General features: G+C 70.4%; 24 protein-coding genes. 10 read left to right on the top strand and 14 right to left on the bottom strand.

Annotated elements, in window-relative coordinates; all coding sequences use genetic code 11:
- Nucleotides 1–51 precede the first annotated feature (51 nt).
- From HFP48_RS04090 to fadD3, 6 genes are all read right to left on the bottom strand, one after another.
- Complete coding sequence (locus tag HFP48_RS04090; RefSeq protein ID WP_029540948.1) at nt 52–927, bottom strand: aldo/keto reductase; 876 nt, start codon at nt 925–927, stop codon at nt 52–54.
- Between the two features lie 102 nt (nt 928–1,029).
- A complete protein-coding gene (locus HFP48_RS04095) occupies nt 1,030–2,079 on the bottom strand; it encodes an acyl-CoA dehydrogenase family protein (protein ID WP_168579061.1) in 1,050 nt (349 codons plus the stop codon).
- The gene (locus HFP48_RS04100; RefSeq protein ID WP_029540956.1) at nt 2,076–3,041 is read right to left on the bottom strand and encodes an acyl-CoA dehydrogenase family protein; all 966 of its coding nucleotides are present in this window, start codon (nt 3,039–3,041) and stop codon (nt 2,076–2,078) included. Before HFP48_RS04100 ends, HFP48_RS04095 begins: the two co-directional genes overlap by 4 nt.
- Nucleotides 3,038–4,198 (bottom strand): acyl-CoA dehydrogenase family protein, encoded by a 1,161-nt coding sequence (locus tag HFP48_RS04105; RefSeq protein WP_006937775.1) that lies wholly within the window; start codon nt 4,196–4,198, stop codon nt 3,038–3,040. Before HFP48_RS04105 ends, HFP48_RS04100 begins: the two co-directional genes overlap by 4 nt.
- On the bottom strand, nt 4,198–5,097 hold the full coding sequence (locus HFP48_RS04110; protein WP_029540960.1) for an enoyl-CoA hydratase: 900 nt from the start codon (nt 5,095–5,097) through the stop codon (nt 4,198–4,200). The genes HFP48_RS04105 and HFP48_RS04110 overlap by 1 nt, the downstream gene beginning before the upstream one ends.
- Complete coding sequence (gene fadD3, locus HFP48_RS04115) at nt 5,094–6,641, bottom strand: 3-[(3aS,4S,7aS)-7a-methyl-1,5-dioxo-octahydro-1H-inden-4-yl]propanoyl:CoA ligase (RefSeq protein ID WP_029540963.1); 1,548 nt, start codon at nt 6,639–6,641, stop codon at nt 5,094–5,096. Before fadD3 ends, HFP48_RS04110 begins: the two co-directional genes overlap by 4 nt.
- A 44-nt stretch (nt 6,642–6,685) precedes the next feature.
- On the opposite strand from fadD3, the gene HFP48_RS04120 reads away from it, so the two are divergent.
- From HFP48_RS04120 to HFP48_RS04135, 4 genes are all read left to right on the top strand, one after another.
- Nucleotides 6,686–7,909 (top strand): acyl-CoA dehydrogenase family protein, encoded by a 1,224-nt coding sequence (locus HFP48_RS04120; protein ID WP_006937778.1) that lies wholly within the window; start codon nt 6,686–6,688, stop codon nt 7,907–7,909.
- The gene (locus HFP48_RS04125; RefSeq protein WP_006937781.1) at nt 7,906–8,706 is read left to right on the top strand and encodes an SDR family oxidoreductase; all 801 of its coding nucleotides are present in this window, start codon (nt 7,906–7,908) and stop codon (nt 8,704–8,706) included. The genes HFP48_RS04120 and HFP48_RS04125 overlap by 4 nt, the downstream gene beginning before the upstream one ends.
- A 65-nt stretch (nt 8,707–8,771) precedes the next feature.
- Entirely contained in the window at nt 8,772–9,374 is a 603-nt protein-coding gene (locus HFP48_RS04130) for a TetR/AcrR family transcriptional regulator (protein WP_043797511.1), read from the top strand.
- Between the two features lie 34 nt (nt 9,375–9,408).
- Nucleotides 9,409–10,557: an acetyl-CoA C-acetyltransferase gene (locus HFP48_RS04135; protein WP_168579062.1), complete on the top strand. Its 1,149-nt coding sequence runs from the start codon at nt 9,409–9,411 to the stop codon at nt 10,555–10,557.
- A gap of 66 nt (nt 10,558–10,623) precedes the next feature.
- Here HFP48_RS04135 and HFP48_RS04140 read toward each other — a convergent pair whose 3' ends face one another.
- Complete coding sequence (locus tag HFP48_RS04140; protein WP_168579063.1) at nt 10,624–11,028, bottom strand: hypothetical protein; 405 nt, start codon at nt 11,026–11,028, stop codon at nt 10,624–10,626.
- Nucleotides 11,029–11,096: 68 nt separating this feature from the next.
- A complete protein-coding gene (locus HFP48_RS04145) occupies nt 11,097–12,494 on the bottom strand; it encodes a cytochrome P450 (protein WP_006937788.1) in 1,398 nt (465 codons plus the stop codon).
- Nucleotides 12,495–12,582: 88 nt separating this feature from the next.
- On the opposite strand from HFP48_RS04145, the gene HFP48_RS04150 reads away from it, so the two are divergent.
- Both HFP48_RS04150 and HFP48_RS04155 read left to right on the top strand, forming a co-directional pair.
- Nucleotides 12,583–13,167, top strand: coding sequence for a TetR/AcrR family transcriptional regulator (locus HFP48_RS04150; protein ID WP_029540975.1), 585 nt, complete (start codon nt 12,583–12,585; stop codon nt 13,165–13,167).
- Between the two features lie 22 nt (nt 13,168–13,189).
- On the top strand, nt 13,190–13,459 hold the full coding sequence (locus HFP48_RS04155; RefSeq protein WP_006937792.1) for a DUF2277 family protein: 270 nt from the start codon (nt 13,190–13,192) through the stop codon (nt 13,457–13,459).
- Between the two features lie 32 nt (nt 13,460–13,491).
- Here the strand turns inward: HFP48_RS04155 and HFP48_RS04160 are convergent, their stop codons facing one another.
- Nucleotides 13,492–15,825 carry a LuxR C-terminal-related transcriptional regulator gene (locus HFP48_RS04160; RefSeq protein WP_210432801.1) on the bottom strand — a complete coding sequence of 778 codons (2,334 nt, stop codon included), beginning with the start codon at nt 15,823–15,825 and terminating at the stop codon, nt 13,492–13,494.
- Nucleotides 15,826–16,005: 180 nt separating this feature from the next.
- Here HFP48_RS04160 and HFP48_RS04165 point away from each other — a divergent pair, with 180 nt between their 5' ends.
- From HFP48_RS04165 to HFP48_RS04175, 3 genes are all read left to right on the top strand, one after another.
- Entirely contained in the window at nt 16,006–17,655 is a 1,650-nt protein-coding gene (locus tag HFP48_RS04165; protein ID WP_006937797.1) for an NAD(P)/FAD-dependent oxidoreductase, read from the top strand.
- A gap of 31 nt (nt 17,656–17,686) precedes the next feature.
- A complete protein-coding gene (locus HFP48_RS04170; RefSeq protein ID WP_029540987.1) occupies nt 17,687–18,631 on the top strand; it encodes an alpha/beta hydrolase in 945 nt (314 codons plus the stop codon).
- 106 nt (nt 18,632–18,737) lie between these two features.
- Nucleotides 18,738–19,553 (top strand): NAD(P)H-binding protein, encoded by an 816-nt coding sequence (locus HFP48_RS04175; RefSeq protein ID WP_168579064.1) that lies wholly within the window; start codon nt 18,738–18,740, stop codon nt 19,551–19,553.
- Here HFP48_RS04175 and HFP48_RS04180 read toward each other — a convergent pair.
- The 4 genes from HFP48_RS04180 to echA20 are packed head-to-tail and all read right to left on the bottom strand — an operon-like array spanning nt 19,514 to nt 23,046.
- Nucleotides 19,514–20,614, bottom strand: coding sequence for a nitronate monooxygenase (locus HFP48_RS04180; RefSeq protein ID WP_006937803.1), 1,101 nt, complete (start codon nt 20,612–20,614; stop codon nt 19,514–19,516). The genes HFP48_RS04175 and HFP48_RS04180 overlap by 40 nt on opposite strands.
- Entirely contained in the window at nt 20,611–21,387 is a 777-nt protein-coding gene (gene ipdB, locus HFP48_RS04185) for a cholesterol ring-cleaving hydrolase subunit IpdB (RefSeq protein ID WP_006937804.1), read from the bottom strand. Before ipdB ends, HFP48_RS04180 begins: the two co-directional genes overlap by 4 nt.
- Nucleotides 21,384–22,265 (bottom strand): cholesterol ring-cleaving hydrolase subunit IpdA, encoded by an 882-nt coding sequence (gene ipdA, locus HFP48_RS04190; RefSeq protein ID WP_210432802.1) that lies wholly within the window; start codon nt 22,263–22,265, stop codon nt 21,384–21,386. Before ipdA ends, ipdB begins: the two co-directional genes overlap by 4 nt.
- A gap of 19 nt (nt 22,266–22,284) precedes the next feature.
- Nucleotides 22,285–23,046, bottom strand: coding sequence for a (7aS)-7a-methyl-1,5-dioxo-2,3,5,6,7,7a-hexahydro-1H-indene-carboxyl-CoA hydrolase (echA20, locus tag HFP48_RS04195; protein WP_050034575.1), 762 nt, complete (start codon nt 23,044–23,046; stop codon nt 22,285–22,287).
- Between the two features lie 149 nt (nt 23,047–23,195).
- On the opposite strand from echA20, the gene HFP48_RS04200 reads away from it, so the two are divergent.
- Complete coding sequence (locus HFP48_RS04200) at nt 23,196–24,110, top strand: SDR family oxidoreductase (RefSeq protein ID WP_168579065.1); 915 nt, start codon at nt 23,196–23,198, stop codon at nt 24,108–24,110.
- A 57-nt stretch (nt 24,111–24,167) separates the two neighbouring features.
- On the opposite strand, the gene HFP48_RS04205 is transcribed toward HFP48_RS04200, so the two are convergent.
- A complete protein-coding gene (locus tag HFP48_RS04205) occupies nt 24,168–24,827 on the bottom strand; it encodes a GNAT family N-acetyltransferase (protein WP_029541002.1) in 660 nt (219 codons plus the stop codon).
- Nucleotides 24,828–24,833: the final 6 nt, after the last annotated feature.

The following is a 24,833-nucleotide window of genomic DNA, read 5'->3' on the forward strand; positions in this document are numbered from 1 at the left end:
AACGGGCAGCCGCGTGCCGAGGGGCGCGGCTGCCCGTGCGGGGATCGTCCGTCAGTCCGGCGCGCCGATGTTCATCTCGTCCGGGTGCATGCCGACGCGCGTGCCGTCGTCGAGGGTCGCGATCTCGCTCAGGTCGAGGTCGTCGAGTTCGAAGTCGAACACGTCGAAGTTCTGCGCGATCCGCGCGTCGTGGACCGACTTCGGAATCACGATCAGGCCGTTCTGCAGGTGCCAGCGGATCAGCACCTGGGCCGCGGACTTGCTGTGCCGGTCCGCGATGCGCGTGATGATCGGATCGATCAGCAGCGTGTTCGGCTTGGAATCGCGCCCCCACCCGGAATTGCTGGTACCGCCCAGCGGGCTCCACGATTCGACGGCGATACCGTGGTCGGCCGCGAAGGCGCGGATCTCCTGCTGGGGCAGGTGCGGGTGCAGCTCCACCTGGTCCACGGCGGGCAGCATGCCGCCGCGATCGACGAGCAGCTGCAGGTGGTGCGGCTCGAAGTTGCACACGCCGATCGCCTTTGCCCGGCCGGACCCGGCGATCTTCTCGAGTGCGTCCCAGGTGCGCAGCAACCGGTCGTTGTCCTGCAACGGCCAGTGGATCAGGTACAGGTCGACGTAGTCCGTGCCCAGGCGGCGGAGGCTCTCGTCGAACGCCTGCAGTGCCCGGTCGTAGCCCTGGTCGGCATTCCACAGCTTCGTGGTGAGGAAGACGTCCTCCCGCGGGACCGCGGAGGCCGCGATACCGCGCCCGACGCCCTCCTCGTTCCCGTACGCGGCGGCGGTGTCGATGTGCCGGTAGCCGGCCTCGTCGAGGGCGAAGCGCACGGCGTGTTCGGTCTGCTCGTTGGTGGCCTGCCAGACTCCCAGGCCGAGCTGCGGGATGGTGGTTCCGGAATTCAGCGTGATCACGGGAGTGCTCATCGTCCCAGGCTAACGACTGCCGGATCGCCCCGCGGCCCGAGCGAATGTACCCCTCACTCGATCAGGCCGACGCGATGGTTCATTCGCTCGGGCACGCGGGCGTCACATTCCGATCGCGGCCAGGAACTCGCGCGGCTGCCCGAACAGCTGGGCGGTGCCGTGGGCGCGCTTGAAGTACAGCTGCGCGTCGTGTTCCCACGTGATGGCGATGCCCCCGTGCAACTGGATCGTCTCCGCGGCCACCTGCTCGAACGCCTCCGAGCAGTACACCTTCGCCGCATACGCGTCCTGCGTATCCTGCGACAGCGCCGCCGCGTACGACATCGAGCGCGCGGTCTCCACCAGCGCGTACATGTCGGCCATGCGGTGCTTGAGCGCCTGGAAGGACCCGATGACGCGGCCGAACTGCTTGCGGTTCTTCGTGTACTCCACGGTCAGATCCAGCGCGGCCTGTGCCGCACCGACCTGCTCGGCCGACAGCGCGATCAGCGCGACGGTGCGCAACCGGTCCACGAGATCCGCCGGGCACGCGAGCGGCCGCCCGGTCACCCCGTCGAACCGCACCTGCGCGAGGCTGCGGGTCGGGTCCATCGTCGGCCCCCGGCGCCGGGTCACGCCGGTCGCGTGCGGATCCACCTCGAACAGGGCGACGGCGTCCCCGTCGCGCGCGAGCACCAGCAGGGTGCTCGCGACGTCTCCGCCGAGCACGTAGTGCGCGGTGCCGTCGAGCCGGTCGCCGGTCGCGGTCACCCCCGGCGACGACCAGCCCGCCCCCGAGGCCCAGCACACGGCCGCGATCTCCCCGGCGGCGATGCCCGGCAGCAGCCGCGCGCATGCTTCGGTGTCGCCGGACAGCAGCAGCGCCTGCGCCGCGAGCACCGCCGAGCCGAGCATCGGTGACGGCGTCAGTGTCCGGCCGAGTTCCTCGAGCACGACGTGGGTCTCGGCGAGCGAGGCGCCCACGCCGTCGTAGTCCTCGGGCACGGCGAGCGCCGCCACCCCGATCTGCTCGACCATCCGCTCCCACAGGCCGGCGTCGTAGCCCTCGGGCGCGGTGATCGCCTTGCGCACCGCCGACGAGTCGGAGTGCTTGGCGAGCAGGTTGCGCACCGACTCGCGCAGCGCGGCGCGGTCCTCGGTTTCGAACGTCACGACGCCTCCAGCGCGTCGACGATCCGCGCCCGGTGCACGTCGGGCGTGCCCCACGCGGTGACGAGGGCGCGGACCTTCGTCAGCCACAGCGACAGATCGTGTTCCCGGGTGTAGCCGATGGCGCCGTGCACCTGCAGCGCGGTCCGGGCCGCACGGTAGGCGGCGTCGCCGCATGCGACCTTGGCGGCGGAGACGTCCCGCGACGCCTGCGGCAGCCCGTCGCGCACCGACAGCGCCGCGCCGTGCAGCAGCGGCCGGGCCATCTCCAGCGCGACGGCCACCTCGGCGAGGTGGTGCTTGACGGCCTGGAAGGAGCCGATGGCCCGGCCGAACTGCCGGCGCTGCTGTGCGTACTCGGTGGTGCGCTCGAGCAGCGTCCGGCCGAGCCCCTGCAACTGCGCCGCGGTGGCGAGCGCGCCGAGGTCGAACGCGGCACCGAAGTCGGCTTCGCCCAACGACTCTCCCGCCGAGACGGGGAACAGCCGGCGGGCCGGGTCGACGGACTCGCGCGGCTGCCCGGGGGTGCCGACGGACACGGCCGAGCCGTCGACGTGCAGCACCAGGTCGGCGACGTCGGCGTCGACCGCGAACGGCACGCCCGGAGCGGCGGCGACGGTCGCGAGCGTGCCGGAGGCCAGGGCCGGCAACCGGTCCGGCGCCGCGGCCGCGAGCAGCACCGGGGCGACGGCGACGGTGTCGACGACCGGGCCCGGCACGGCGTGGCGGCCGAGTTGTTCGACGGCGACGACGAGGTCGACCGCGTCGGCACCCACGCCGTCGTGGTCCTCGCCGACGAGCAGGCCGCCGAGCCCGATCTCGGCGAGACGCTGCCACACCTTCAGGCCGGGGCCGGTGTCGCCGGCGCTCCACGCGCGGATCACGGCCGGCATGTCGGACTTGGCGAGCAGCGCATCGATACTGGACGCGAAGTCCTCGTGGGAGGAGTCGAGCGCGAATCTCATCGGTCGCCCTTCGGGAGGCCGAGCAGGCGCTCGGCGATGACGTTCTTCTGGATTTCATTGGTGCCGGCGTAGATCGGGCCGGACAGCGAGAACAGGTAACCGTCCGTCCAGCCGTCGACCAGCTCGGCGGCGGCGCCCTGCAGGTCGAGCGCCGTCTCGTGGGCGGCAATGTCCCACTCCGACCAGAACACCTTGTTGATGGACGACTCCGCGCCGAGCTGCCCGCCGTCCTGCAATCGCGTGACCGTGCCCCAGGTGGACAACTCGTAGGCGCGCGCGCCGATCCAGGTGTCGGCGACGCGGTTGCGCAGGGCCGCGTCCCCGTGTAGATCCGACGACTTGTACAGCTGCAGCAGCCGGTCGGCGGTGGCGAGGAACCGCCCGGGGGAGCGCAGCGACAGGCCGCGCTCGTTGGAGGCGGTGCTCATCGCGACCCGCCAGCCCTCGTTCACGCCGCCGATGACCCCGGACGCGCCGGGGTCGGCGGGGTCGTCGGGCACGAACACGTCCTCGAGGAAGATCTCGGCGAAGCCGGGCTCGCCGTCGAGCTGGTCGATGGGCCGGACGGTGACGCCCTCCGCGCGCAGGTCGAACATGAAGTACGTGATGCCCTTGTGCCGCTGCGCTTCCGGGTCGGAGCGGAACAGGCCGAAGCCCATGTCCGCGAAGGACGCCCGGGAGCTCCACGTCTTCTGCCCGTTGAGCAGCCAGCCGCCGTCGACGCGGGTGGCCGTCGAGCGCAGCGACGCGAGGTCGCTGCCGGACTCGGGTTCGGACCAGGCCTGTGCCCAGATGTCGTCGGCGCGCGCCATGCGGGGCATGATGCGGGCGAGCTGGTCGGGGTGGGCGTGCTCGAACAGGGTGGGGGCGAGCAGGAAGATGCCGTTCTGGCTGACGCGTCCGGGTGCCCCGGCGCGGTAGTACTCCTCCTCGAACACCACCCACTGCAGCAGCGAGGCGTCGCGGCCGCCGAGTTCCTCGGGCCAGGACACCACGGACAGCCGGGCGTCGGCGAGGGTTCGTTCCCACCGCCGGTGCTCTTCGAAGCCCTCCGCGGTGTCCATCGACTTCAGCGGGGTCTGCGGGACGTGCTCGGCGAGGAACGCGCGGACCTCGTCGCGGAAGGCGAGGGTTGCGTCGTCGAACTCGAGATCCACTACTTCGCTCCGTCCTGGGCCGTGGGGCCCGCGTTGCTCGCGGGGGCGGGGCGGGCGCTCGCCGCCATCGACTTGGCGTTCATGCCGCCGAGGGAGTCGGTGCCGACCTCGGCGTTGTGGGCGTGGGCGAAGTGGTGCAGGCCGAACACCGAGTCCATGCCGTTCCGCATGCCCATCTGGTCCTCGCACTGGTTGACGGCGCGCTTGGTCAGGGCCAGGCCGAACCGCGGCATCTCGGCGATACGCGCGGCCAGGGCGAGGGTCTCCTCCTCGAGCTTCTCGCGCGGCACGACGCGGTTGACCATGCCGACCTCGTACGCGCGCTGGGCGCCGAAGCGGTCGCCGGTGTAGAGGATCTCCTTGGCGAAGCGGGTGCCGAGGACCCACGGGTGGGCGAAGTACTCCACTCCGGGAATGCCCATGCGCACCACGGGATCGGAGAAGAACGCATCCTCCGACGCGACGATCAGGTCGCACACCCAGGCGAGCATGAGGCCGCCGGCGATGCATGCGCCCTGCACCATCGCGATCGTCGGCTTGGGGATCTCCCGCCAGCGGCGGCACATGCCCAGGTACACCTCCATCTCGCGGGCGTAGCGCTGGTCGCCGCCGGGCTTGTCGACGTGGTCCCACCACATGACGGCCTTGTTGTCGTAGTGCACGTGGTGATCACGCCCGGGGGTCCCCAGGTCGTGGCCGGCGGAGAAGTGCTTGCCGTTGCCGGCGAGCACGATCACCTTCACCTCGTCGTCCTCGACGGCCCGTTCGAACGCGGCGTCGAGGGCGTAGGTCATCACCGAGTTCTGCGCGTTGCGGTAGTCCGGCCGGTTGAGGGTGACGATCGCGACGCCGTCGCGCACCTCGTAGGTGACGACGTCGGGTTCGTAGGGGACGGTCATGACTTCTCCTCACGCAGAATGTTTTTCAGAACCTTGCCGGACGGGTTGCGGGGCAGGTGCCCGGTGAAGCGGACCGAGCGGGGCACCTTGAAGTTGGCCAGCTTCTCCTTGCAGAACGCGATCACGGCCTCCTCGGTCAGGCCGCTGCCCTCGAGGGCGACGACGTACGCGCGGCCGACCTCGCCCATGCGCTCGTCGGGCACACCGATGACCGCGACCTCGTGCACGCCGGGCAGGCGCATCAGCGCCGCCTCGATCTCGGCGGGATAGACGTTGAACCCGCCGCTGATGTACATGTCCTTGAGCCGGTCGGTGATGTCGAGGTAGCCGCGTTCGTCGAGGGTGCCCACGTCGCCGGTGTGCAGCCAGCCGTCGGCGTCGATCGTCTTGGCGGTGGCCTCCGGGTCGTCGAGGTAGCCGAGCATCACGTTGGGGCCCCGCAGCAGGATCTCGCCCTTGTCGCCGATGCGGACCTCGAAGCCGGCGGTGGCGCGGCCGGAGGAGGTGGAGACGGTGACGGGATCGTCGTCGGTGCGGCACATCGTCGCGACCACGGCCTCGGTCTGCCCGTACGCGGTGAGCACCGCGTCGAAGCTCAGTTCGTTCTGCATGCGTTCGACGAGCGCGACGGGCACGGGTGCGGCCCCGGTGACCGCGATCCGCAGGGACGACATGTCGAATTCGTCGCGGCGGGGGTGGTCGAGGATGCTCTGGTAGATCGTCGGCGCTCCGGGCAGCACGCTGATCCGCCGGTCGGCGACGGTGGCCATCACCTTCTCGACGTCGAACACCGCCATCGGCACGACGGTGCTGCCCGCGAGCAGCGCCGCGACGAAACCGGCCTTGTATCCGAAGCTGTGGAAGAACGGGTTGATGACGAGATAGTTGTCGTCCGGCGTGAGTTCGGCGCAGTCCGCCCACGCCCGGGCGACCCCGATCAGCTGCCGGTGGGCGCTGAGCACACCCTTGCTCCGCCCGGTGGTGCCGGAGGTGAACAGGATGTCGGAGACGTCGTCGGGGGAGACGGCCCGCGCGCGCGCGTCGGCTTCGGCGCGCGCGTCCTCCGTCGCCGAGGCGAGGAACTCGTCCCAGTCCACCACGCCGTCGGCGGGGGCGTCGGTCCCACCCAGCGGGACCCGCACGACGGTGGGAAGGTGCAGTTCCGGCGCCGCAGCGCGCAGGGCCGCGTACCGGTCGGTGCCGAGGAAGTCCCCGGCAACGACGAGGGCGCCGGCGTCGATCCGGTCGAGGATGTCGTGCGCCTCGTCGCCGGTGTATCGGGTGTTGACGGGGACGACGATGCCGCCGGCCCAGTGGATCCCGAGCGCGGCGACGATCCAGTGGTGCGTGTTGGGCGACCAGATCGCGACGCGTGCGCCGGGCCCGACGCCGTGGGCGACGAGGGCGGCGGCGAATTCGCGGACGTGGTCGCGCAGTTGTGCGAACGTCGGTTGCACGTCGCCGTCGACGATCGCGGTCCGGTCGGCGTGCGCCGATGCGGCGCGTTCGAGGGCCGCCGGTGTGGTTCTCGGTTGTGCGGTCACGGAGCTCCCTACCTAGCAAGTGCTTGGTAGGTTATCGTACAGACGTGCATCAGAGCGAGAGACTGGACGACACGGGTTTCGACAACGCCGCGTTCGCCGCCACGGTCCGGCAGTGGCTGGAGGACAATCTGACCGGCGAATTCGCCGAGCTGAAGGGCAAGGGTGGCCCGGGCAGCGAGCACGAGTACTTCGAGCAGCGCCTGGCCTGGGACCGGCATCTCGCCGCCGCCGGATGGACCTGCATCGGCTGGCCGGCCGAGTACGGCGGACGCGGCGCCACCCTCGAACAGCAGGTGATCTTCCACGAGGAGTACGCGAAGGCGAACGCGCCGGCCCGCGTGAATCACCTCGGCGAGGAACTGCTCGGGCCCACCCTCGTCGCCTTCGGTACCGAGGACCAGAAGCGCCGCTTCCTGCCCGGCATCCGGAACGTCACCGAACTGTGGGCCCAGGGCTACTCCGAGCCCGGCGCCGGTTCCGACCTGGCCAACGTCGCCACCACCGCCCGGCTCGAGGACGGCAAGTGGATCATCAACGGCCAGAAGGTGTGGACGTCCCTCGCGCACGTCGCACAGTGGGCGTTCGTGGTCTGCCGCACCGAACCCGGCTCTTCCCGGCACCACGGCCTGAGTTTCCTGCTCGTGCCGCTCGATCAACCGGGCGTCACGGTCCGGCCCATCCAGCAGCTCACCGGCACCTCCGAGTTCAACGAGGTCTTCTTCGACGACGCCGTCACCGACGCCGACCTCGTCGTCGGCGCCCCCGGCGACGGGTGGAAGGTCGCGATGGGACTGCTCACCTTCGAGCGCGGCGTCTCCACCCTGGGCCAGCAGATCGGCTTCGCCCGTGAGCTGCAGGGCGTCGCCGACCTCGCCGCATCCAACGGTGCCGCCGAGGATCCGCACATTCGCGAGCGGATCGCGCGCGCCCGCATCGGCCTGCGCGTGATGCGCGCCCACGCCGTGCGCACCCTCGGCGAGGCCGACCCCGGCCAGGCGTCGGTGGCAAAGCTGCTGTGGGCCAACTGGCACCGCGACCTCGGCAAGCTCGCGATGGACGTGCAGGGCCCGGCCTCGCTCGTCGGGCCGGAGCACGACCATGCCGGCAACCCGTCGGTGCTCTCGGATCCCGAGCATCTCGAGCTCGCCGAGTGGCAACGGCTGTTCCTGTTCACCCGCGCCGACACCATCTACGGCGGATCCAACGAGGTCCAGCGCAACATCATCGCCGAGCGCGTGCTCGGCCTTCCCCGAGAGGCCCGTCCGTGACCACTTCCCCCCTCGCCACGCCGCCCGTCGAGACCCCGGGCCACGGCCTGCTCGCCGGCAAGAAGGTCGTCGTCACCGCCGCCGCCGGCACCGGCATCGGTTTCGCGACCGCCCGTCGCGCCCTGCTCGAGGGCGGCGACGTGCTCGTCTCGGACTTCCACGAGCGTCGGCTCGGGGAGACGGTCGACAAGCTCGCCGCCGAGTTCCCGTCGCAGCAGGTCGACGCCCTCGTGTGCGACGTCTCCTCCACCGAGCAGGTCGACGCGCTGATCACCGGCGCCGCCGACCGGCTCGGGCGCATCGACGTGCTGGTCAACAACGCCGGCCTCGGCGGTGAGACCCCGGTGGTCGACATGACCGACGAACAGTGGGACCGCGTCCTCGACATCACCCTCACCAGCACCTTCCGCGCCACCCGCGCCGCGCTGCGCTACTTCCGGTCGGCCGGCCACGGCGGCGTCCTCGTCAACAACGCCTCGGTGCTCGGCTGGCGCGCGCAGCACTCGCAGGCGCACTACGCGGCCGCCAAGGCCGGCGTGATGGCGCTGACCCGCTGCTCGGCGATCGAGGCCGCCGAGTACGGGGTCCGGATCAACGCCGTCGCCCCGTCGATCGCGCGGCACGCCTTCCTCGCGAAGGTCACCAGCGAGGACCTGCTCGACCGGCTCGCCGCCGACGAGGCGTACGGGCGGGCCGCGGAGGTCTGGGAGATCGCCGCGACCATCGCCATGCTCGCCAGCGACTACACCACGTACCTGACCGGCGAGGTCGTCTCGATCTCCTCGCAGAGGGCCTGACCCGTGCGCGGTTCCGGTAGCCGCCGCCACCGGAACCGCGCACGGCAGCCTGAAAGGATGCCTCCATGACTCCTCCCAGAGACGATGCTGCCAAGTCCGGGCGTCGCGCCGAGTTGCTCGATATCGCCGCTCAGCTGTTCGCCTCGCGCGGGGTGCGTGCCACCACCGTGCGCGACATCGCCGACGCCGCGGGCATCCTGTCGGGCAGTCTCTATCATCACTTCGACTCCAAGGAGTCGATGGTCGACGAGATCCTGCGGGGATTCCTCGACGACCTGTTCGGCCGCTACCGCGAGATCGTCGCCTCGGGGGCGGACTCCCGCGCCACCCTCGAGGCGCTCATCACCGCGTCGTACGAATCGATCGACAAGTCGCACGCCGCGGTCGCGATCTACCAGGACGAGGCCAAGCGGCTCGTGGAGAACGAGCGGTTCTCCTACATCTCCGACCTCAACACCGAATTCCGCGACCTGTGGGTGGGGGTGATCGAGCGCGGCATCGCCGACGGCACGTTCCGGCCGGACGTCGACGTCGAACTCGTCTTCCGGTTCCTGCGCGACACCGTGTGGGTGGCCGTGCGCTGGTACCGGCCCGGCGGCACCCTCACCGCCGACAAGGTGGCGCAGCAGTACCTGTCCATCGTCCTCGACGGACTTGCCAACCCCTGAACCGACCTTCCCCGGAACCGACTAGGAGTCCCTCATGACCGAGGCATACATCGTCGACGCGGTACGCACCCCGATCGGCAAGAAGAACGGCGGCCTGTCCGTCGTCCACCCGGCCGACCTGGGCGCGCACGTGATCAAGGCGATCGTCGACCGCACCGGCATCGACCCGAGCGACGTCGACGACGTCGTCTTCGGCTGCGTCGACGCCATCGGTGGCCAGGCCGGCAACATCGCCCGCACCGCGTGGCTCGCCGCCGGCTACCCGCAGCACGTTCCCGGCGTCACCGTCGACCGGCAGTGCGGGTCGAGCCAGCAGGCCCTGCACTTCGGTGCGCAGGCCATCCTGTCCGGCACCGCCGACCTCATCGTCGCCGGCGGCGTGCAGAACATGTCGCAGATCCCGATCTCCGCGGCCATGATCGTCGGGCAGCAGTACGGCTTCGACACCCCGTTCGGCGGTTCGACCGGCTGGACCGAGCGCTACGGCGACCAGGAGGTCTCGCAGTTCCGCGGCGCCGAGATGATCGCCGACAAGTGGGATCTCAGCCGCGAGGACCTCGAGCGCTGGGCGTTGCAGAGCCATGAGCGGGCCAAGGCGGCCATCGCCGAGGGCCGGTTCGAGGGCGAGATCGTCCCGCTCGGCGACGCCACCGTCGACGAGGGACCCCGCGAGACGAGCCTCGAGAAGATGGCGTCACTCGCGACGCTCGTCGAGGGCGGCCGGCTCACCGCCGCCGTCGCCAGCCAGATCTCCGACGGTGCCTCGGCGGTGCTGCTCGCCTCCGACGAGGCCGTGCGCAAGTACGGCCTGAAGCCCCGCGCCCGGATCCACCACCTCAGTGCCCGCGGCGACGACCCGATCTTCATGCTCAGCGCGCCCATCCCGGCGACGCAGCATGCGCTGGAGAAGACCGGCCTGAGCATCGACGACATCGACCTGGTCGAGATCAACGAGGCCTTCGCCCCCGTCGTGCTGGCCTGGATCAAGGAGATCGGCGCCGACCCGGCCAAGGTCAACGTCAACGGCGGCGCCATCGCGCTGGGCCACCCGCTCGGCGCCACCGGCACCAAGCTGATGGCGACTCTGCTGAACGAGCTCGAGCGCCGCGAGGGTCGCTACGGCCTGCTGACGATCTGCGAGGGCGGCGGCACCGCCAACGTGACGATCATCGAGCGGGTGTAGAAAGGCGGCTGCGCCGCCGGTGTGTCCCTTGGGCTGTCAGGGCAGCCCAAGAGACACACCGGCGCGTCAGCGCAGGGTCGGATCGGTGACCCGGTCGCTGCTGCCGGCGGTGCGGAACGCGTGGTCGGCGAGGTCGGCGAGCGGATCGGCGGGCAGGACGTGGACGATCTGCTCGTAGACGATGCCCCCGTCCGGGCACCAGACGAGCACGCGCCGCGGCCCGGGTGCGACGCCGTGGGCGACCATCGAACCGGACGGTTCGACGGGCAGGCTGCGGGTGTGGCCGTCCGCATCGGGATCGACACGGCAGCTCTCCGGATGGACGGGCACACCGTGCACCGTCACCTTCACCCGCTCCCGGCCCGCGACGACGTCGGCGGTGGGCCCCGCCTGCGCCGTCGCCGGGACGACCAGGGCCGCAACGATCGTGGACAGCGCCGCCGCCGTGACGCCTGCGGAACCGAATCTCATGGTTTCTCCCTCCCGTGCGGGCCTCTCCCACCCGCCCGGCTCAGCCTACGACACGGGTGGGCGCCGGCTCAGGACCGCAAGGACACCCGGGCGTGTAGTCCCTCCGGCATGAGGGTGAGCCGTTCGGCCACCTTCAGCCGGTAGGCGGGGTCCATCGCCAGGTCGTAGCGGCGCAACAGGGTTCCCAGCACGAGCGTGGCCTCGTGCAGCGCGAACTGCCTTCCTATGCAAGCGCGTTCGCCGGTGCCGAACGGTTTGTACACGTGCGCGGGCCGGGCCCGGACCCGTTCGGGCAGGAAGCGGTCGGGGTCGAACTCGTCGGCGTCGTCGCCCCAGACCGCCGGGTCGCGGTGCACCGCGGGCAGCAGCACGAGCACCCAGTCGCCGGCACGCATCCGGTATCGGCCGGCGAGGGTGGTGTCCACCCTCGCCTCCCGCGCGTACGCGGGCGCGGTCGGCCACAGGCGCAGCGCCTCGTCGAGCACCCGGCGGACGTAGCGCAGCTTGGCGATCTGCTCGAATGCGGGCTCGCCGTCGCCCCAGATCTCCTCGACCTCCGCCCGCGCCCGCGCGTAGGCCTGTGGGTCGCGCATCAGGTAGTAGAGAGCGAACGACAATGCGCCCGAAGTTGTTTCGTGACCGGCGACGAGGAAGGTGAGCACCTGGTTGCGGATGTTGATCTCGTCGAGCTTGTTGGGATCGTCCTCCCGTGCCGCCCGCAGCATCAGCTCGAGCAGGTCGTCGGGGGCGGGGCCGGGGGCGTCGCGCCTGCTGTGGATCACCGCGTCGACGACGTCGCGCATGTGCGCCCGGTCGAGGTCGTACTGCCGCTTGGCGGCGGGGAAGAGGAAGCGCCCGACGACCGGCACCGTGCGCAGCATGCTGCGCTGCGAGAACGAGAGTCCGCCGACCATCGCCTCGACGAACGGGTGCCGCGCCGCACGCTCGAACGGCTCGAACGAGTAGCTGAAGCCGCTGCGGCCGATGGTCTCCAGCGTCAGCTTCGTCATGTCCGCGGCGATGTCCACGTCGCCGCCGCTGCGCGCCGTACGGTCCCAGTGTGCGACGAGCTGGGCGGTGACGTCGAGCATCGTGGCGTGGTACCGGCGCATCGCCTGCTGGGTGAACGCGGGCATCAGCAGCTCGTGCGCGCGGCGCCAGTTCGGTTCCTCGTTGAAGGCGGTGAACAGCCCGTCGCCGCCGATCGCGCGCAGGGCCTCCACACCCGGCGCGAGGTGCTTGGCGAAGCGTTTCTCGTCGGACAGCTCGGCCGTGAGCTCGCCGGAGCAGACGAACACGAAGCGGCGGCCGAAGGCCGTGCGCTCGAACACCGGGCCGAGGGCCTTGTGGATTGCCATCGAGTTCTGCACCGGGGTCTCGAGCGACATGCCCAGGACGTCGCCGACGAGGGGGAGACGTTTCGGCGGGCGCGGAATTTCCGTGTCGAACACCCGTGACGTGGCCATGGCCATGCTCCGACCCCCAGTTATTGAATCCGTGTACAGTAATCACGCTACGCCGGGACGGACGGGTGTCAAGAACTAGATTGAGTCCGTGGCCCGATCCCGCCGACGACTCGATCCCGAGCAGCGCCGCGCGCAGCTGCTCGACATCGGCGCGCGCCTGTTCGCCGAGCGCGCCTACGAGGACGTGTGGATCGAGGAGGTCGCCGAACTCGCCGGGGTCTCGCGCGGCCTGATGTACCACTACTTTCCGACCAAACGAGACTTCATGGCGGCGGTCGTCCAGCGCGAGTCCGACCGGCTGCTCGCCGTCACCGAACCGGATCCGCAGCTCACCGTCGCCGAGCGGATCATCGCGGGCCTCGACGCCTACCTCGACTACGTCGCGTCGCACCGGCAGGGCGTCGCGGCGGTCAACCGGGCCGCGGACTCCGCCGACGCCGGTATCCGCGCGATCGTCGACGCCGAACTCGGCGTTCAGCAGGAACGCATCCTCGACGCGCTCGCCCCGCCCGACGACGAACGCGAACTCGTCGCGGTGGCCGTGCAGGGATGGATCGCCCTCGTGCGCAGCGTGTGCGTCGACTGGCACGATCACCCCACGGTCACCGGGACGCAGCTGCGGGAGCTCTGCCTGAATGCGCTGCGCGGCATGCTCGGCGGTCGCCTCGGCTGAGGACCCGGGTTACCCTCGGTCCATGTGCCGGAACATCACGGAGCTGCGCGGGCTCGAGCCGGCAGCGACCGCCGAGGAGATCGAGGCCGCCGCCCGCCAGTACGTGCGCAAGGTCAGCGGCGTCCACAAACTGTCCGACGCCACCCGCGAACCGTTCGAGGAGGCCGTCGCCGAGGTCACTGCCGTCACCATGCGACTGCTCGACCGGCTCCCGCCGCGCCGGCAGCCGCCGCCGACGGTGCCGCCGCTGCGCCGGCCGGAGGTGCAGGCACGGATCGCGGCGCGCGGCTGAACGACGTCGCACCCCGAGTCCCGCGGCGGCTGTCAGCCGGGCCCGTGTGCCGTTCCCGCGGCGCGGGCGTGCACCCAGGCGACCACCTGGGTGCGGGATCCGACGCCCAGTTTGTCCAGGATGTGTTCGACGTGCCCGTCGACCGTCCGGTGCGAGATCACGAGCTGATCCGCGATCTCCCGGTTGCTGAGGCCCCGGGCGACGAGTTCGGCCACCTCCTCTTCCCTGCGGGTCAACGGGGAAGCGGTGGGTGACGCGGTCGCCGATCCGCCCGCAGGCGTCCCGAGAGCCGTGTCGACAGCCTGCTCGATGGTCAGGTGTGCCGGCGGTGTCGACAGGCGCGCGTACTTCTTCGTTCCGAGCGACTGTCGGACCCGCTGTTCCCAGTGCGCCGAATCGCCCGTGATATGGGGACCGAAGGCGGCGACGGAAGTGCCGAGTCGCTGCCACACGGCCTTGGCCGCGCCGAAGAGCGCGGCAGACCGCTCGGTGTGACCGACGGCTTCCGCCGCCCAGGCGAGAAGTTCGATCGACAGGGCGGTGCAGATCTTGTCCTTGAAGTCGCGCTGGATGTGCAGGGCCTGTTCCGCGGCGTCGACGGCGTCGTCGATCCGGCCAAGGTGGAAGTAGGCCAGGCTCGAAACCCACAGGGCGTACGCCTTGTTCCACTGCTCGCCGTGTTCGTCCGCCACGTGGATCACGTGTGCACACGTGGCGAGTGCGTCGTCGAGCCGGCCGTCGTAGGTCTGGGCCATGGCCAGCTGGAACAAGGCGGTGAGGGTTGCTGCGCGATCGCCTCGGGTGCGATGAACGGCGATCGCCGCGTCGTAGAGATCGATCGCGTCGGTGGTTCGTCCGCAGAACAAGGCGTGCAGGGCGGCCCAGTGGTCGTGGTGCGCCTGCAACTCGGCATCTTCCAGTTCGGCTGCGATGGATCCGCATTCGGCAAGATGAAGTGCGGCTCCCTCCCGGTCCCCCTGGATCAGGGCCGTCCACGCGGTCACCCACAGGACGTGGCCCCGGTCGCGAGTGGACCGGGGCAGTCGTTGCAGAAGCCGCTCGAGCCGGGTGCGGCCGTGGGAGAGGTTGCCTCCCGCGATCCAGTGATACCGCAGCGCCACGGCGAGGGCGGCCGCGGCCGACAGGTCGCTGTCGTCCCGTAGCGACCAGTCGAGCGCGGCCATGAAGTTCGGATGGTCGATCCGCCACCGCGACAACAGTTCCGATTGTCTCGGCCCGTACCAGTCCGCCGCGTGACGTTGCGCCCGCTCGAGGTAGTGGTCTCGGTGCCGCCGGTACAGATCGTTCCGTCGTCCACCGGCGTCGAGCAGCTCGTGCGCGTACTCGCGCACGGTCATCAGCTGCGAGTAGCGGAAGGCCTCTGCGGAACGATCGACCGTGACAAGCGATTTCGACACCAAACCGTCGAGCAGATCCATCACCTGTTCCGGGGGAAGGTCTTCGTCCCCGCAGATCGACTCGGCGGCTTCGAGATCGAAGCTGCCGGGAAAGACCGACAGCCGCGCCCACAGCGTGCGCTCCGGTGCGGAGCACAGTTCGTAGCTCCAGTCGATCAGCGCCCGGAGCGTCTGCTGCCGGGGCACGGCCGCGCGGTTGCCGCCGGTGAGCAGGGCGAAGCGCCGGTCGAGCCGTTCGACGAGCTGGGCGGGGGACAGGGTCCGCAACCGGGTTGCGGCGAGTTCGATGGCCAGGGGGATGCCGTCGAGCTGGATGCACAGCTGGGCGACGGCGTCGGCGTTGGCGTCGGTCATCCGGAATTCGGCGACCACGCTCTGGGTGCGCTCGACGAGAAGCGTGACCGATTCGAACAGGGCCAGGTCGGCGGCGCGGTTGCCGGTCGATTCCGTCGGGGTGCTCAGCGGCGGCAGCACGTAGGTGAATTCGCCGCCGACGCCGAGCGGCTCCCGGCTCGTCGCCAGAACGCGCACCTCGGGTGCGCCGGTGAGGACCGTGGTGACGAACGCGGCCGCCGCGTCGAGCAGGTGCTCACAGTTGTCGACCACGATCAGCATGTGGCGGTCCCGCAGGTGATCGAGGATCTTGTCCCGCACGGGACGGGTGGACTGGTCGGTGACGCCGAGCGCCGCGGCCGCAGCCGACGGGAGCGCCTCGGGATCGCGGACCACGGCGAGGTCGATCCAGCAGAAGGCGTCGCGGAAGGCGCGGGCGGAGCGGAGGGCGATCTCCTCCGCCAGCCGGGTCTTGCCGACCCCGCCCGGACCGAGCAACGACAGGAGCCGGGCCTGTTGCAGGCGGGCCCGAGCCTCGTCGATCTCCCGGCGACGGCCGACGAAACTGGTCAGCGAGGGCGTCAGCCCTTTGGTGCGGGGCAGGGGGGACTCCATCTTCACGCTTCCCAGAGATAGTGGTCAGAACATACCCGAATGCGGTGTGACGCCCAACACAGGTATCGAAAGGGGTGATTTCCCCCGCGTGGGGGTGAGGTGACGCGGGTCATTGTCGTGGTCAGGCATCGAAGCGCCCCGGACGGGGCCGAACCCCTTTGATCGTGAGGAGCCCGCACCATGACCGAAACCGATTTCTCCGCTCCCGACGTCGACGTCGTCGTCGTGGGAGCAGGCTTCGCCGGCCTGTACGCCCTGCACAAGCTGCGCGACACGATGAACCTGGCGGTGCGGGTGTTCGAGGCCGGCGCCGACGTGGGCGGCACCTGGTACTGGAACCGCTACCCGGGCGCTCGCTGCGACATCGAGAGCATCCACTACTCGTACTCCTTCGACGAAGAGCTGCAGCAGGAGTGGCGGTGGAGCGAGAAGTTCGCCGGCCAGCCGGAGATCCTGCGGTACCTCGAGCACGTCGCCGACCGCTTCGACCTGCGCAGGGGGATCACCTTCGACACCCGGGTGATCGGGGTGCACTGGGACGACGAGAACTCGATGTGGACGGTGCACACCGATGACGGCCGCAGCGTGCGCAGCCGGTACTTCATCTCCGGCGCCGGCAACCTCTCGGTCCCCAAGACTCCCGAGTTCGGCGGCATCGAGAACTTCCGCGGCGAGGTCCTGCTCACCGGCAACTGGCCGCACGAGGGCGTGGACTTCGCAGGCAAGCGTGTCGCGGTCATCGGCGCCGGTGCCAGCGGCATCCAGGCGATCCCCCTGATCGCCGAGGAGGCGGCGGAGCTGATCGTCTTCCAGCGCACCCCCAACTTCGCCACCCCGCTGGGCAACGGGCCGCTCGACCCGGAGGTGGAGACCGAGGCCAAGCAGAACTACCGGAGTCTGCGCGACGCAGCCCGCAACCACTTCCTCGGCGTCCCGTTCGACCAGGTCCAGCCCTCGGCTTTGGCCGTCGACGCGCAGGAGCGCCGCCGGGTGTTCGACGAGCGCTGGAACGCCGGCGGGTTCCGGTTGTTCATCGACAGCTTCCAGGACATCCTGTTCGACAAGAAGGCCAACGACACCATCGCGGAGTACATCCGCGAACGCATCCGCGAGCGGGTGCAGGACCCGGCCAAGGCCGACAAGCTCGCACCCGAGGGCTACGCCTACGGCACCAAGCGTCCCCCGCTCGAGACGAACTACTACGAGGCCTACAACCGCGAGAGCGTGCACATCGTCGATGTGAAGGACACTCCGATCGACGAGATCACCGCCACCGGGGTCCGGGTGGGGGAGCGCACGTACGAGGTGGACACCGTCGTGCTGGCCACCGGCTTCGACGCCATGACCGGGCCGCTGCTGGCGATGGACATCCGCGGCCGCGGCGGACAGACGCTGGCCGAGAAATGGGCCCACGGGCCGCGGACATACCTCGGCATCATGATCCACGGGTTCCCGAACCTGTTCACCATCACCGGGCCGCAGTCGCCGTCGGTGCTCTACAACATGCCGCTGGCCATCGAGGACCACGTCGACTTCGCCACCGACGCGATCGACTATCTGCGCGCACACGACCTCGACGTGATCGAGCCGACCGCGCAGGCCGAGACCGACTGGCTGCACCTGACCAACGAGATCGCCGGGCAAACCCTCCTGCCGCAGACGAACTCCTGGTACATGGGCGCCAACATCCCCGGCAAGCCGAGGGCCTGCATGGTCTACCTCGGCGGTGCCCCGACCTACCGGCAGACCTGCGCCGAGGTCGTCGCCGGCGGCTACACCGGCTTCGACACGACGAGTTCGCGCGCGGTGGTCGCGACCGCCGTCTCCTGACCCCACCGTCCATTCCCCGGAAGGAAATGCCATGGCACTCGACCACCACGTCGAGCAACTGCTCGCGGGACTGCAGGCGCAAGGACTGAAATCGTTCGAGAACATGTCCGTCGACGAAGCCCGCGCGGTCGTGTCGACGTTCACCGGCTTGCAGGCCCCGTCCGAACCGGTCGCCCGGATCGAAGACCTCCACTATGTCAGCGACACCACCGAGCTTCCGCTCCGGATCCACCTTCCCGAAGGGACCGGTCCGCGCCCGGTGGTGCTCTACTTCCACGGCGGTGGGTTCGTCGCCGGTGATCTCGAGGTGGTCGACGAACCCGCCCGGGCACTCGCGAACGAGACGGGAACGGTCGTCGTGACCGCCGCCTACCGCCGGGCGCCCGAACATCGGTTTCCGGCGGCCGCCGACGACGCCTGGGCCGCGCTGAACTGGGTCGCCGCGCACATCGCCGAGCACGGCGGGGACCCGGGCAACATAGTGGTGATGGGCGACAGCGCCGGGGGGAATCTGGCGGCCGTCACCGCGCTGCGCTCGCGAGACCAGGGAGGGCCGGCCCTTCGCGGACAGGTGCTGATCTACCCGGTGATCGACCCGAACGCTCAGCTGCCGTCCCGAATCGACTACGCCGACGGCTACCTCATCACCGCCGCGGCCCTGGACTGGTTCTGGGAGCAGTACCTGTCCGCACCGGAGGACGCCGACAACCCGTATGCCGTCCCCACCCGGGCGGACCGCGTGGACGGACTCCCGCCGGCCCTCATCCTCACGACGGAGAACGAGGTCACCCGCGACGAGGCCGAACAGTACGGCGCTCGGCTGCGCGCCGAGGGCGTGGACGTCCGTACCGTCCGATTCGACGGGCTGGTGCACGGCGTGTACTGGATGTCCGGCGCGGTTCCCCGCAGCCGCGAGTTGCGCGCCGCCGTCGCCGATTTCGTCAAGAGCGTCGTCGCCCCCACGTCGGCGGCCTGACGGTCTACCGCCCGGCGGACGTGATGTCGTCCGCCGGGCGCGATGGACGTGCGAACCGGTCGGCTGCCCCGGTGACCGTGTCGGTGCCGGATGTCAGGATGCCGGCATGGACGAACGACCGGTGTTGGTTCTCGGTTCCACGGGCACCGTCGGGCGACGGGTCACCCGGCAGTTGCGCGAACGCGGGCACGCGGTCCGTGCCGGCTCCCGCTCGGGCGACGTGCCGTTCGACTGGTTCGATCCGCACACCTGGAAACCCGCGGTGTCCGGTGCCGGAGCGGTGTTCGTCATGGCGCCCGACGGCGTGCCGGTCGCGGACGGATTCGTCGATATGGCTGTCGCCGAGGGGGTTTCGCGGTTCGTCCTGCTGTCGAGCAAGGCGGTCGACGTGATGGGCGATGAGCGGCTGCTGGCCGCCGAGCGTGCCGTCACGTCGTCCGGCGCGGAGTGGACCGTGGTGCGCCCCGACTGGTTCGACCAGAACTTCGACGAGGGTTTCCTGCGCGCTGCCGTGCTCGCGGGCGAGATCGTCCTGCCCCTGGGTGACATGCGTCAGGCGTTCAACGACGCCGGGGACATCGCCGCCGTCGCCGTCGCCGCGCTCACCGGGGACGGCCACGCCGGCCGGACCTACGAGCTGAGCGGGCCGGACGCGCTGTCGTTCGGCGAGGCCGCGGCCGTGATCGCCTGCGCATCGGGGCGCGAGGTCCGTTACCGCGGTGAGCCGGACGCCTACCTCGAGACGATGACCGGCCTCGGCCTGGACCGGGCGCAGGTGCTCGCCGAGATCGAGGCCTTCGAGGCCCTGCGGGCGACCGGCGACGCGACCCCGAACGACGTTGTCGCCGAGGTGGCGGGCCGGCCGCCCGTGTCCTTCGAGACCTACGTGCGCGCCGCGGCGGAACGCGGGGCCTGGGCCTGACCGCGCAGCGCGGCCACGGCGTCGATCCGCTCCACGGCCTCGGCGACGATCCGGTCGATCAGCTCCCGGCAGCTCGGCAGGTCGTCGAGCATGCCGACGACCTGCCCGGAGGCCAGCACACCGGCGTCGGTGTTGCCCTCCACGAGCCCGGCCTTGAGCAGCATGGGGGTGTTGGCCGCCATGATGATCTGCTGCCACGTGCGGTCGCTCGCCCGCTTCATCGCGATGCCGTCCTTGACGAGCGTCGACCACTTCATCCCGGTCATGGCCTTGAACTTCGCCGCGTTCCTCGCGGCGGCGACCAGGCCTTTCGCGTAGCTGCCGCGCTCGAGGCTGTCGACGAGGTCGGTGTTGAGCACACGGTGCGGCATGCCGTCGACCTTGAGGGAGACCGTGGTGTCCTGCAGGCCCCGCCTCAGGTACTCCTGCTTCACCGAGTCGGGCACGGCGCTGTCGCTGGTGAGCAGGAACCGGGTGCCCATGGCGACGCCGGCCGCCCCGTAGGCGAGCGCCGCGGCGAGCCCGCGCCCGTCGAAGAATCCGCCGGCCGCGACGACCGGGATGTCGACCGCGTCGAGCACGCTCGGCAGCAGCAGCGTCGTGGCCACCGGCCCGGTGTGCCCACCGCCCTCGCCGCCTTGCACGATCACCGCGTCGGCCCCCCACGAGGCGACCTTCACCGCGTGCTTCGCGGCGCCGATGGACGGGATCACCACGATGCCGTGGTCCTTGAGCTTGGCGATCAGTTCCTTCCTGGGCGCGAGGGCGAAGGACGCGACCTTGACGTTCTCACGGATGAGCAGGTCGATGCGCTGGGCGGCGTCCGACGCGTCGGCCCGGATGTTCACGCCGAAGGGCTTGTCCGTCGCCGCCTTCGTCTTCGCGACGGCGGCCTCGAGTTCCTCGTACGTCATCGTCGCCGAGGCCAGGATGCCGAGACCGCCCGCGTTGGAGGTCGCCGCGGTCAGGCGCGGGCCGGACACCCAGCCCATCCCCGTCTGGACGATCGGGTGCTCGATGCCGACGAGGTCGGTCAGTGCCGTCGTCAGGCGCGGGCTCATACCGCCACCTCCCGATCCCGCAGGCCGCGCGGATCGAGGACCTCGCGGATCAGGCGCAGCTCCTCGGCGGTGGGCTCGCGGGTCACGCCCGCCTCGTCGAGGCCGGCCACCTCGAAGGAGGTGTTCTCCGCGACCTGCTCCGCCGTGACCCCCGGGTGCAGGGCCAGTGCCCGCATCGTGTGGCCGGGACCGCCGAAGTCGAACGACCCGAGATTGGTGACCACCCGGTGCAGGTGCAGGTACTTGAAGGCCGGGTTGGCCGGGTCCACCCTGTCGTAGCCGACGCCCGAGACGATGTCGACCTTGTCGCAGAACGCGCGCGTGTTGTGCTTGCCGACCCAGTAGCTCGTCGGGTGGTTGATGGTGTTGCCGGGGGCGCCCCGCACGCCGAACATCTGCCGGGTGGGGTGCTGCAGCGGGCCGAACGCGGAGAGATTCTGGTTGCCGTGCCGGTCGATCTGGTTGGCGCCCATCACCACGTGGCGGCGGCCGGAGGCGACGACGTCGAACACCTTGCGGAACGGCATCCAGCCCTCGATCGGGCCCTTCGCGCCGAGTGCGGGAGTGTCCGCGAGGATCAGCGCCTCCCCGTCGGTGATGAGCAGGTCCGGTTCGGTGGTCAGCCGGGCGAGGCGGGCGCCGATCAGCGGCAGCGTCGCCATCGGGCTGGCCATGATTTCGCCTGCCCCGGCGAAGATCTCGGCGCATGCGATGGCGCAGTACTCGGCCCGGGTCACCGTGCCCGTCGTCGCCGGGGTGGTCGTGTCGGTCATGCCTGCTCCTCGGTGAAAGTCTTGACGGCGGCTCGGTAGTCGTCCTCGCTGCCGGAGAGGAACCGGTCGACGAACGCCTGCCAGGTCTGCGGGTCCTTCGCGGCCTCGGCGTAGTGGCGCTGGAATTTCTCGTCGCGGCCGTAGCTGTCGCCGGCGAGGGTGAAGTGGGCGCCGTCCGGTGCCTCCACGACCCCGTCGACCATCATGCGATTGAGGATGATCGACTGCAGCGGAAGGGACTTGACGAGTTCCTCGGTCTCGACGATGCGCTCGACCGAGACGTACCGCTTCTCCGCCGCCAGGCAGTACAGGTCGTCGAAGTAGGGGTCGACGCCGGTGTAGGCGGCGTTGCCGTGCGCGTCGCCGATGTTCAGATGCACCAGGGCGGCATCGAGATTCAGCGCCGGCATCGCGATCAGCGTCTCGGGCGTGCCGGACGCGTCGGGGTACGGGGAGGTGACGGTCCGCAATTCACCCTCCCAGAAGTCCGGGACGGCGGAACCGAGTCCCGCCCGGATCGGCAGGAACGGCAACCGGGCGGCGGCCGCCTCGAGGCCGCACTTGACCATGCCCTCGTCCATCTCCCGCGCGACGATCTCCCCGTTCGTGCGCGCCTTGGCGAACCACGGGTCGTAGAAGGGGGCCGAGTCGAGGGAGACGAACCCGTAGTACGCCTTCTTCACCTTCCCGGCCGAGCACAGCAGCCCCAGGTCCGGGCCGCCGTAGGTCACGACGGTCAGGTCCTTCACGTCCGAGCGCAGGATCGCGCGGACGAGCGCCATCGGCTTGCGCCGCGACCCCCAGCCCCCGATGCCGATCGTCATGCCGCTGCGCAGCTCGCCGACCACGTCGTCGAGCGACATCCTCTTGTCACGCATGGTGTTTCATGTCTCCTGATCAGTGGTTGGCGCGCGGCTTGCCGGTGGCGACGAACTCGTCGCGGTGCTCGTCCGCGATGCCGGCGAGGTTGAGTTCGAAGGTGAAGCCCTGCTCGAAGCGGTAGCTCTCCTTCACGTCCACCGGGTCGATGCCGTTGATGGCTTCCTTGGCGCACCGGATGACGCGGGTGTCCTTCGCCGCGATCTTCTCGGCGATCTCGCGGGCAGTGGCGTCGAGGTCGGCGCGCGGGACCACCTTGTAGACGGAACCGAAGTGCTCGAGCTGCTGGGCGGTGACGTTCTGCGCCGTGTAGTAGAGGGTGCGCATCATGTGCTGCGGCACGAGCCGGGCAAGGTGGGTGGCGGCACCGAGTGCGCCGCGGTCCACCTCGGGCAGGCCGAAGACGGCGTCGTCGGAGGCGACGATGACGTCGGCGTTGCCGACGAGGCCGATGCCGCCGCCGACGCAGAAGCCGTTCACGGCGACCACGACGGGGACGGCGCAGTCGTAGACGGCGGCGAAGGCGGCGGCGCAGCCGCGGTTGGCGGCGATGAGCGCGCCGTGCCCGTCGGTGGCCTGCATCTCCTTGATGTCGACGCCGGCGTTGAAGCCGCGGCCCTCCGCACGCAGGATCACCACGTGCGTGGCCGGATCCTTGCCTGCGGCCAGGACCGCATCGGCCAGTTCGAACCACCCCTGGGAGGGGATGGCGTTCACAGGCGGGTAGTCGACGGTGACCGTGGTGATGCCCGCGCCGTCGGTGGTCGAGGTGATGCCCATGGCAGGTTCCTAACGTCTGTACCGAACCAAGCGATTGCTTGGTAAGTTAGCACATGCGGGGCGCAGACCCCAGGGAGCGGAATCGTGGAGGCGGGGCGAGTATGTCGCCCGGATTCCCCGACAACGACATCTATTCGAGGAGAAGACAAGTGAGTGGACTGGTCAACGGGCGCGTCGTGATCGTCACCGGCGCGGGGCGCGGCATCGGGCGGGCCCACGCGCTGGCCTTCGCGGCCGAGGGCGCGAAGGTCGTGGTCAACGACATCGGGGCCGGAGCGGACGGTTCCGCGACGGGGGAGAGCCCCGCCGAGCAGGTCGTCGCGGAGATCCGGGCGGCGGGCGGCGAGGCCGTCGTCAACGGCGACGACGTGGCCGACTGGACCGGCGCGGAGAACCTGGTGAAGACGGCCCTGGACACCTTCGGACGGCTCGACGTCCTGGTCAACAATGCGGGATTCCTGCGGGACCGCATGCTCGCCAACATGAGCGAGGAGGAGTGGGACGCCGTGATCCGGGTGCACCTCAAGGGTCACTTCGCCCCGATGCGGCACGCGATCGCGTACTGGCGCGGGGAGGCAAAGGCCGGCAACCCGGTCGACGCGCGGATCGTCAACACCAGCTCGGGCGCCGGCCTGATGGGCAGCATCGGCCAGGGCAACTATGCCGCGGCGAAGGCCGGGATCGCGGCCCTCACGATCCAGGCGGCCGCCGAGTTCGCCCGGTACGGCGTCACCGTCAACGCGATCGCGCCGGCCGCCCGGACCCGCATGACCGTGGGCGCGGGGGGCGCGATGGCCGAGTCGATGGCCGCCCCGGAACAGGGCTTCGACGCGATGGCCCCGGAAAACGTCTCACCGCTGGTGGTGTGGCTCGGCAGCGCCGAGTCGAAGGACGTCACGGGCCGGGTCTTCGAGGTGGAGGGCGGCAGGGTTTCCGTCGCCGACGGCTGGCGGCACGGTGAGGCGATCGACAAGGGCGAGCGCTGGGATCCGAAGGAACTCGGCCCGGTGGTGGAGAAGCTGATCGCGCGCAGCGAGCCCCCCACCCCCGTCTACGGGGCCTGATCAGCCGTGCGCGCTTTCGGTAGCGGCCGCTACCGAAAGCGCGCACGGGTGGGGCGACTATGCGGGCGAGCGGACGATGATGGTGGTGCCGGGGAAGTACGCGGCCAGCTCGGTGCGGGCGTGCTTGAGGGTCGCGGTGCCGTAGCCCTGCTTGCGCAGCTCGGGGTGAACCCAGATCGCGACGTCGACCTCATGGCCCTGCAGCTCGCCGAACGCGAAGCCGACCGGCTTGGGTTCGGTGCCGGACAGGTCCTCGGCGACCAGCCACACCGCGGACTCGTCGTCGATGCGCGACAGGCCGGCGGCGCGCTCCTGTTCCACCCGCGCTGCACCCGCGTCGCCGAGCTGCTCCTCGCACCGGACGCGGAACAGCTCGCGGTCCGGCTCGCTGTCGCTGAACTGACGCAGCCGGAAATGGGCGCCGGTGGCGTAGGGACGCTCGGCGGGCGTCCACTTGAGCACCGCGTCGAGGTCGTCGAGCTCCTCCCGGATCTTCTTGCGCTCCGCCTTGGTCAGCCGCCGGAACGGAAGGTTGAGCACCGCTTCGGCGCAGAACTCGTCCGTGTCGAGCAGCCGCGCGACGGTCGCGACGGCCTCGGCCCTGTCGTTGCTCTCGACGATGGCATCGAGGACCTCGTGCCGGCGTTCGAGCGCGCGCAGCAGTGCCGCCGCGATCTCCCGCTTGTCGAGTACCTGATCGTGGTTCGCGGTTGTCATCGGGTG

Source organism: Rhodococcus sp. DMU1 (assembly GCF_012272955.1).
In the GTDB taxonomy this organism is placed as follows: Bacteria; Actinomycetota; Actinomycetes; order Mycobacteriales; family Mycobacteriaceae; genus Rhodococcus; species Rhodococcus aetherivorans.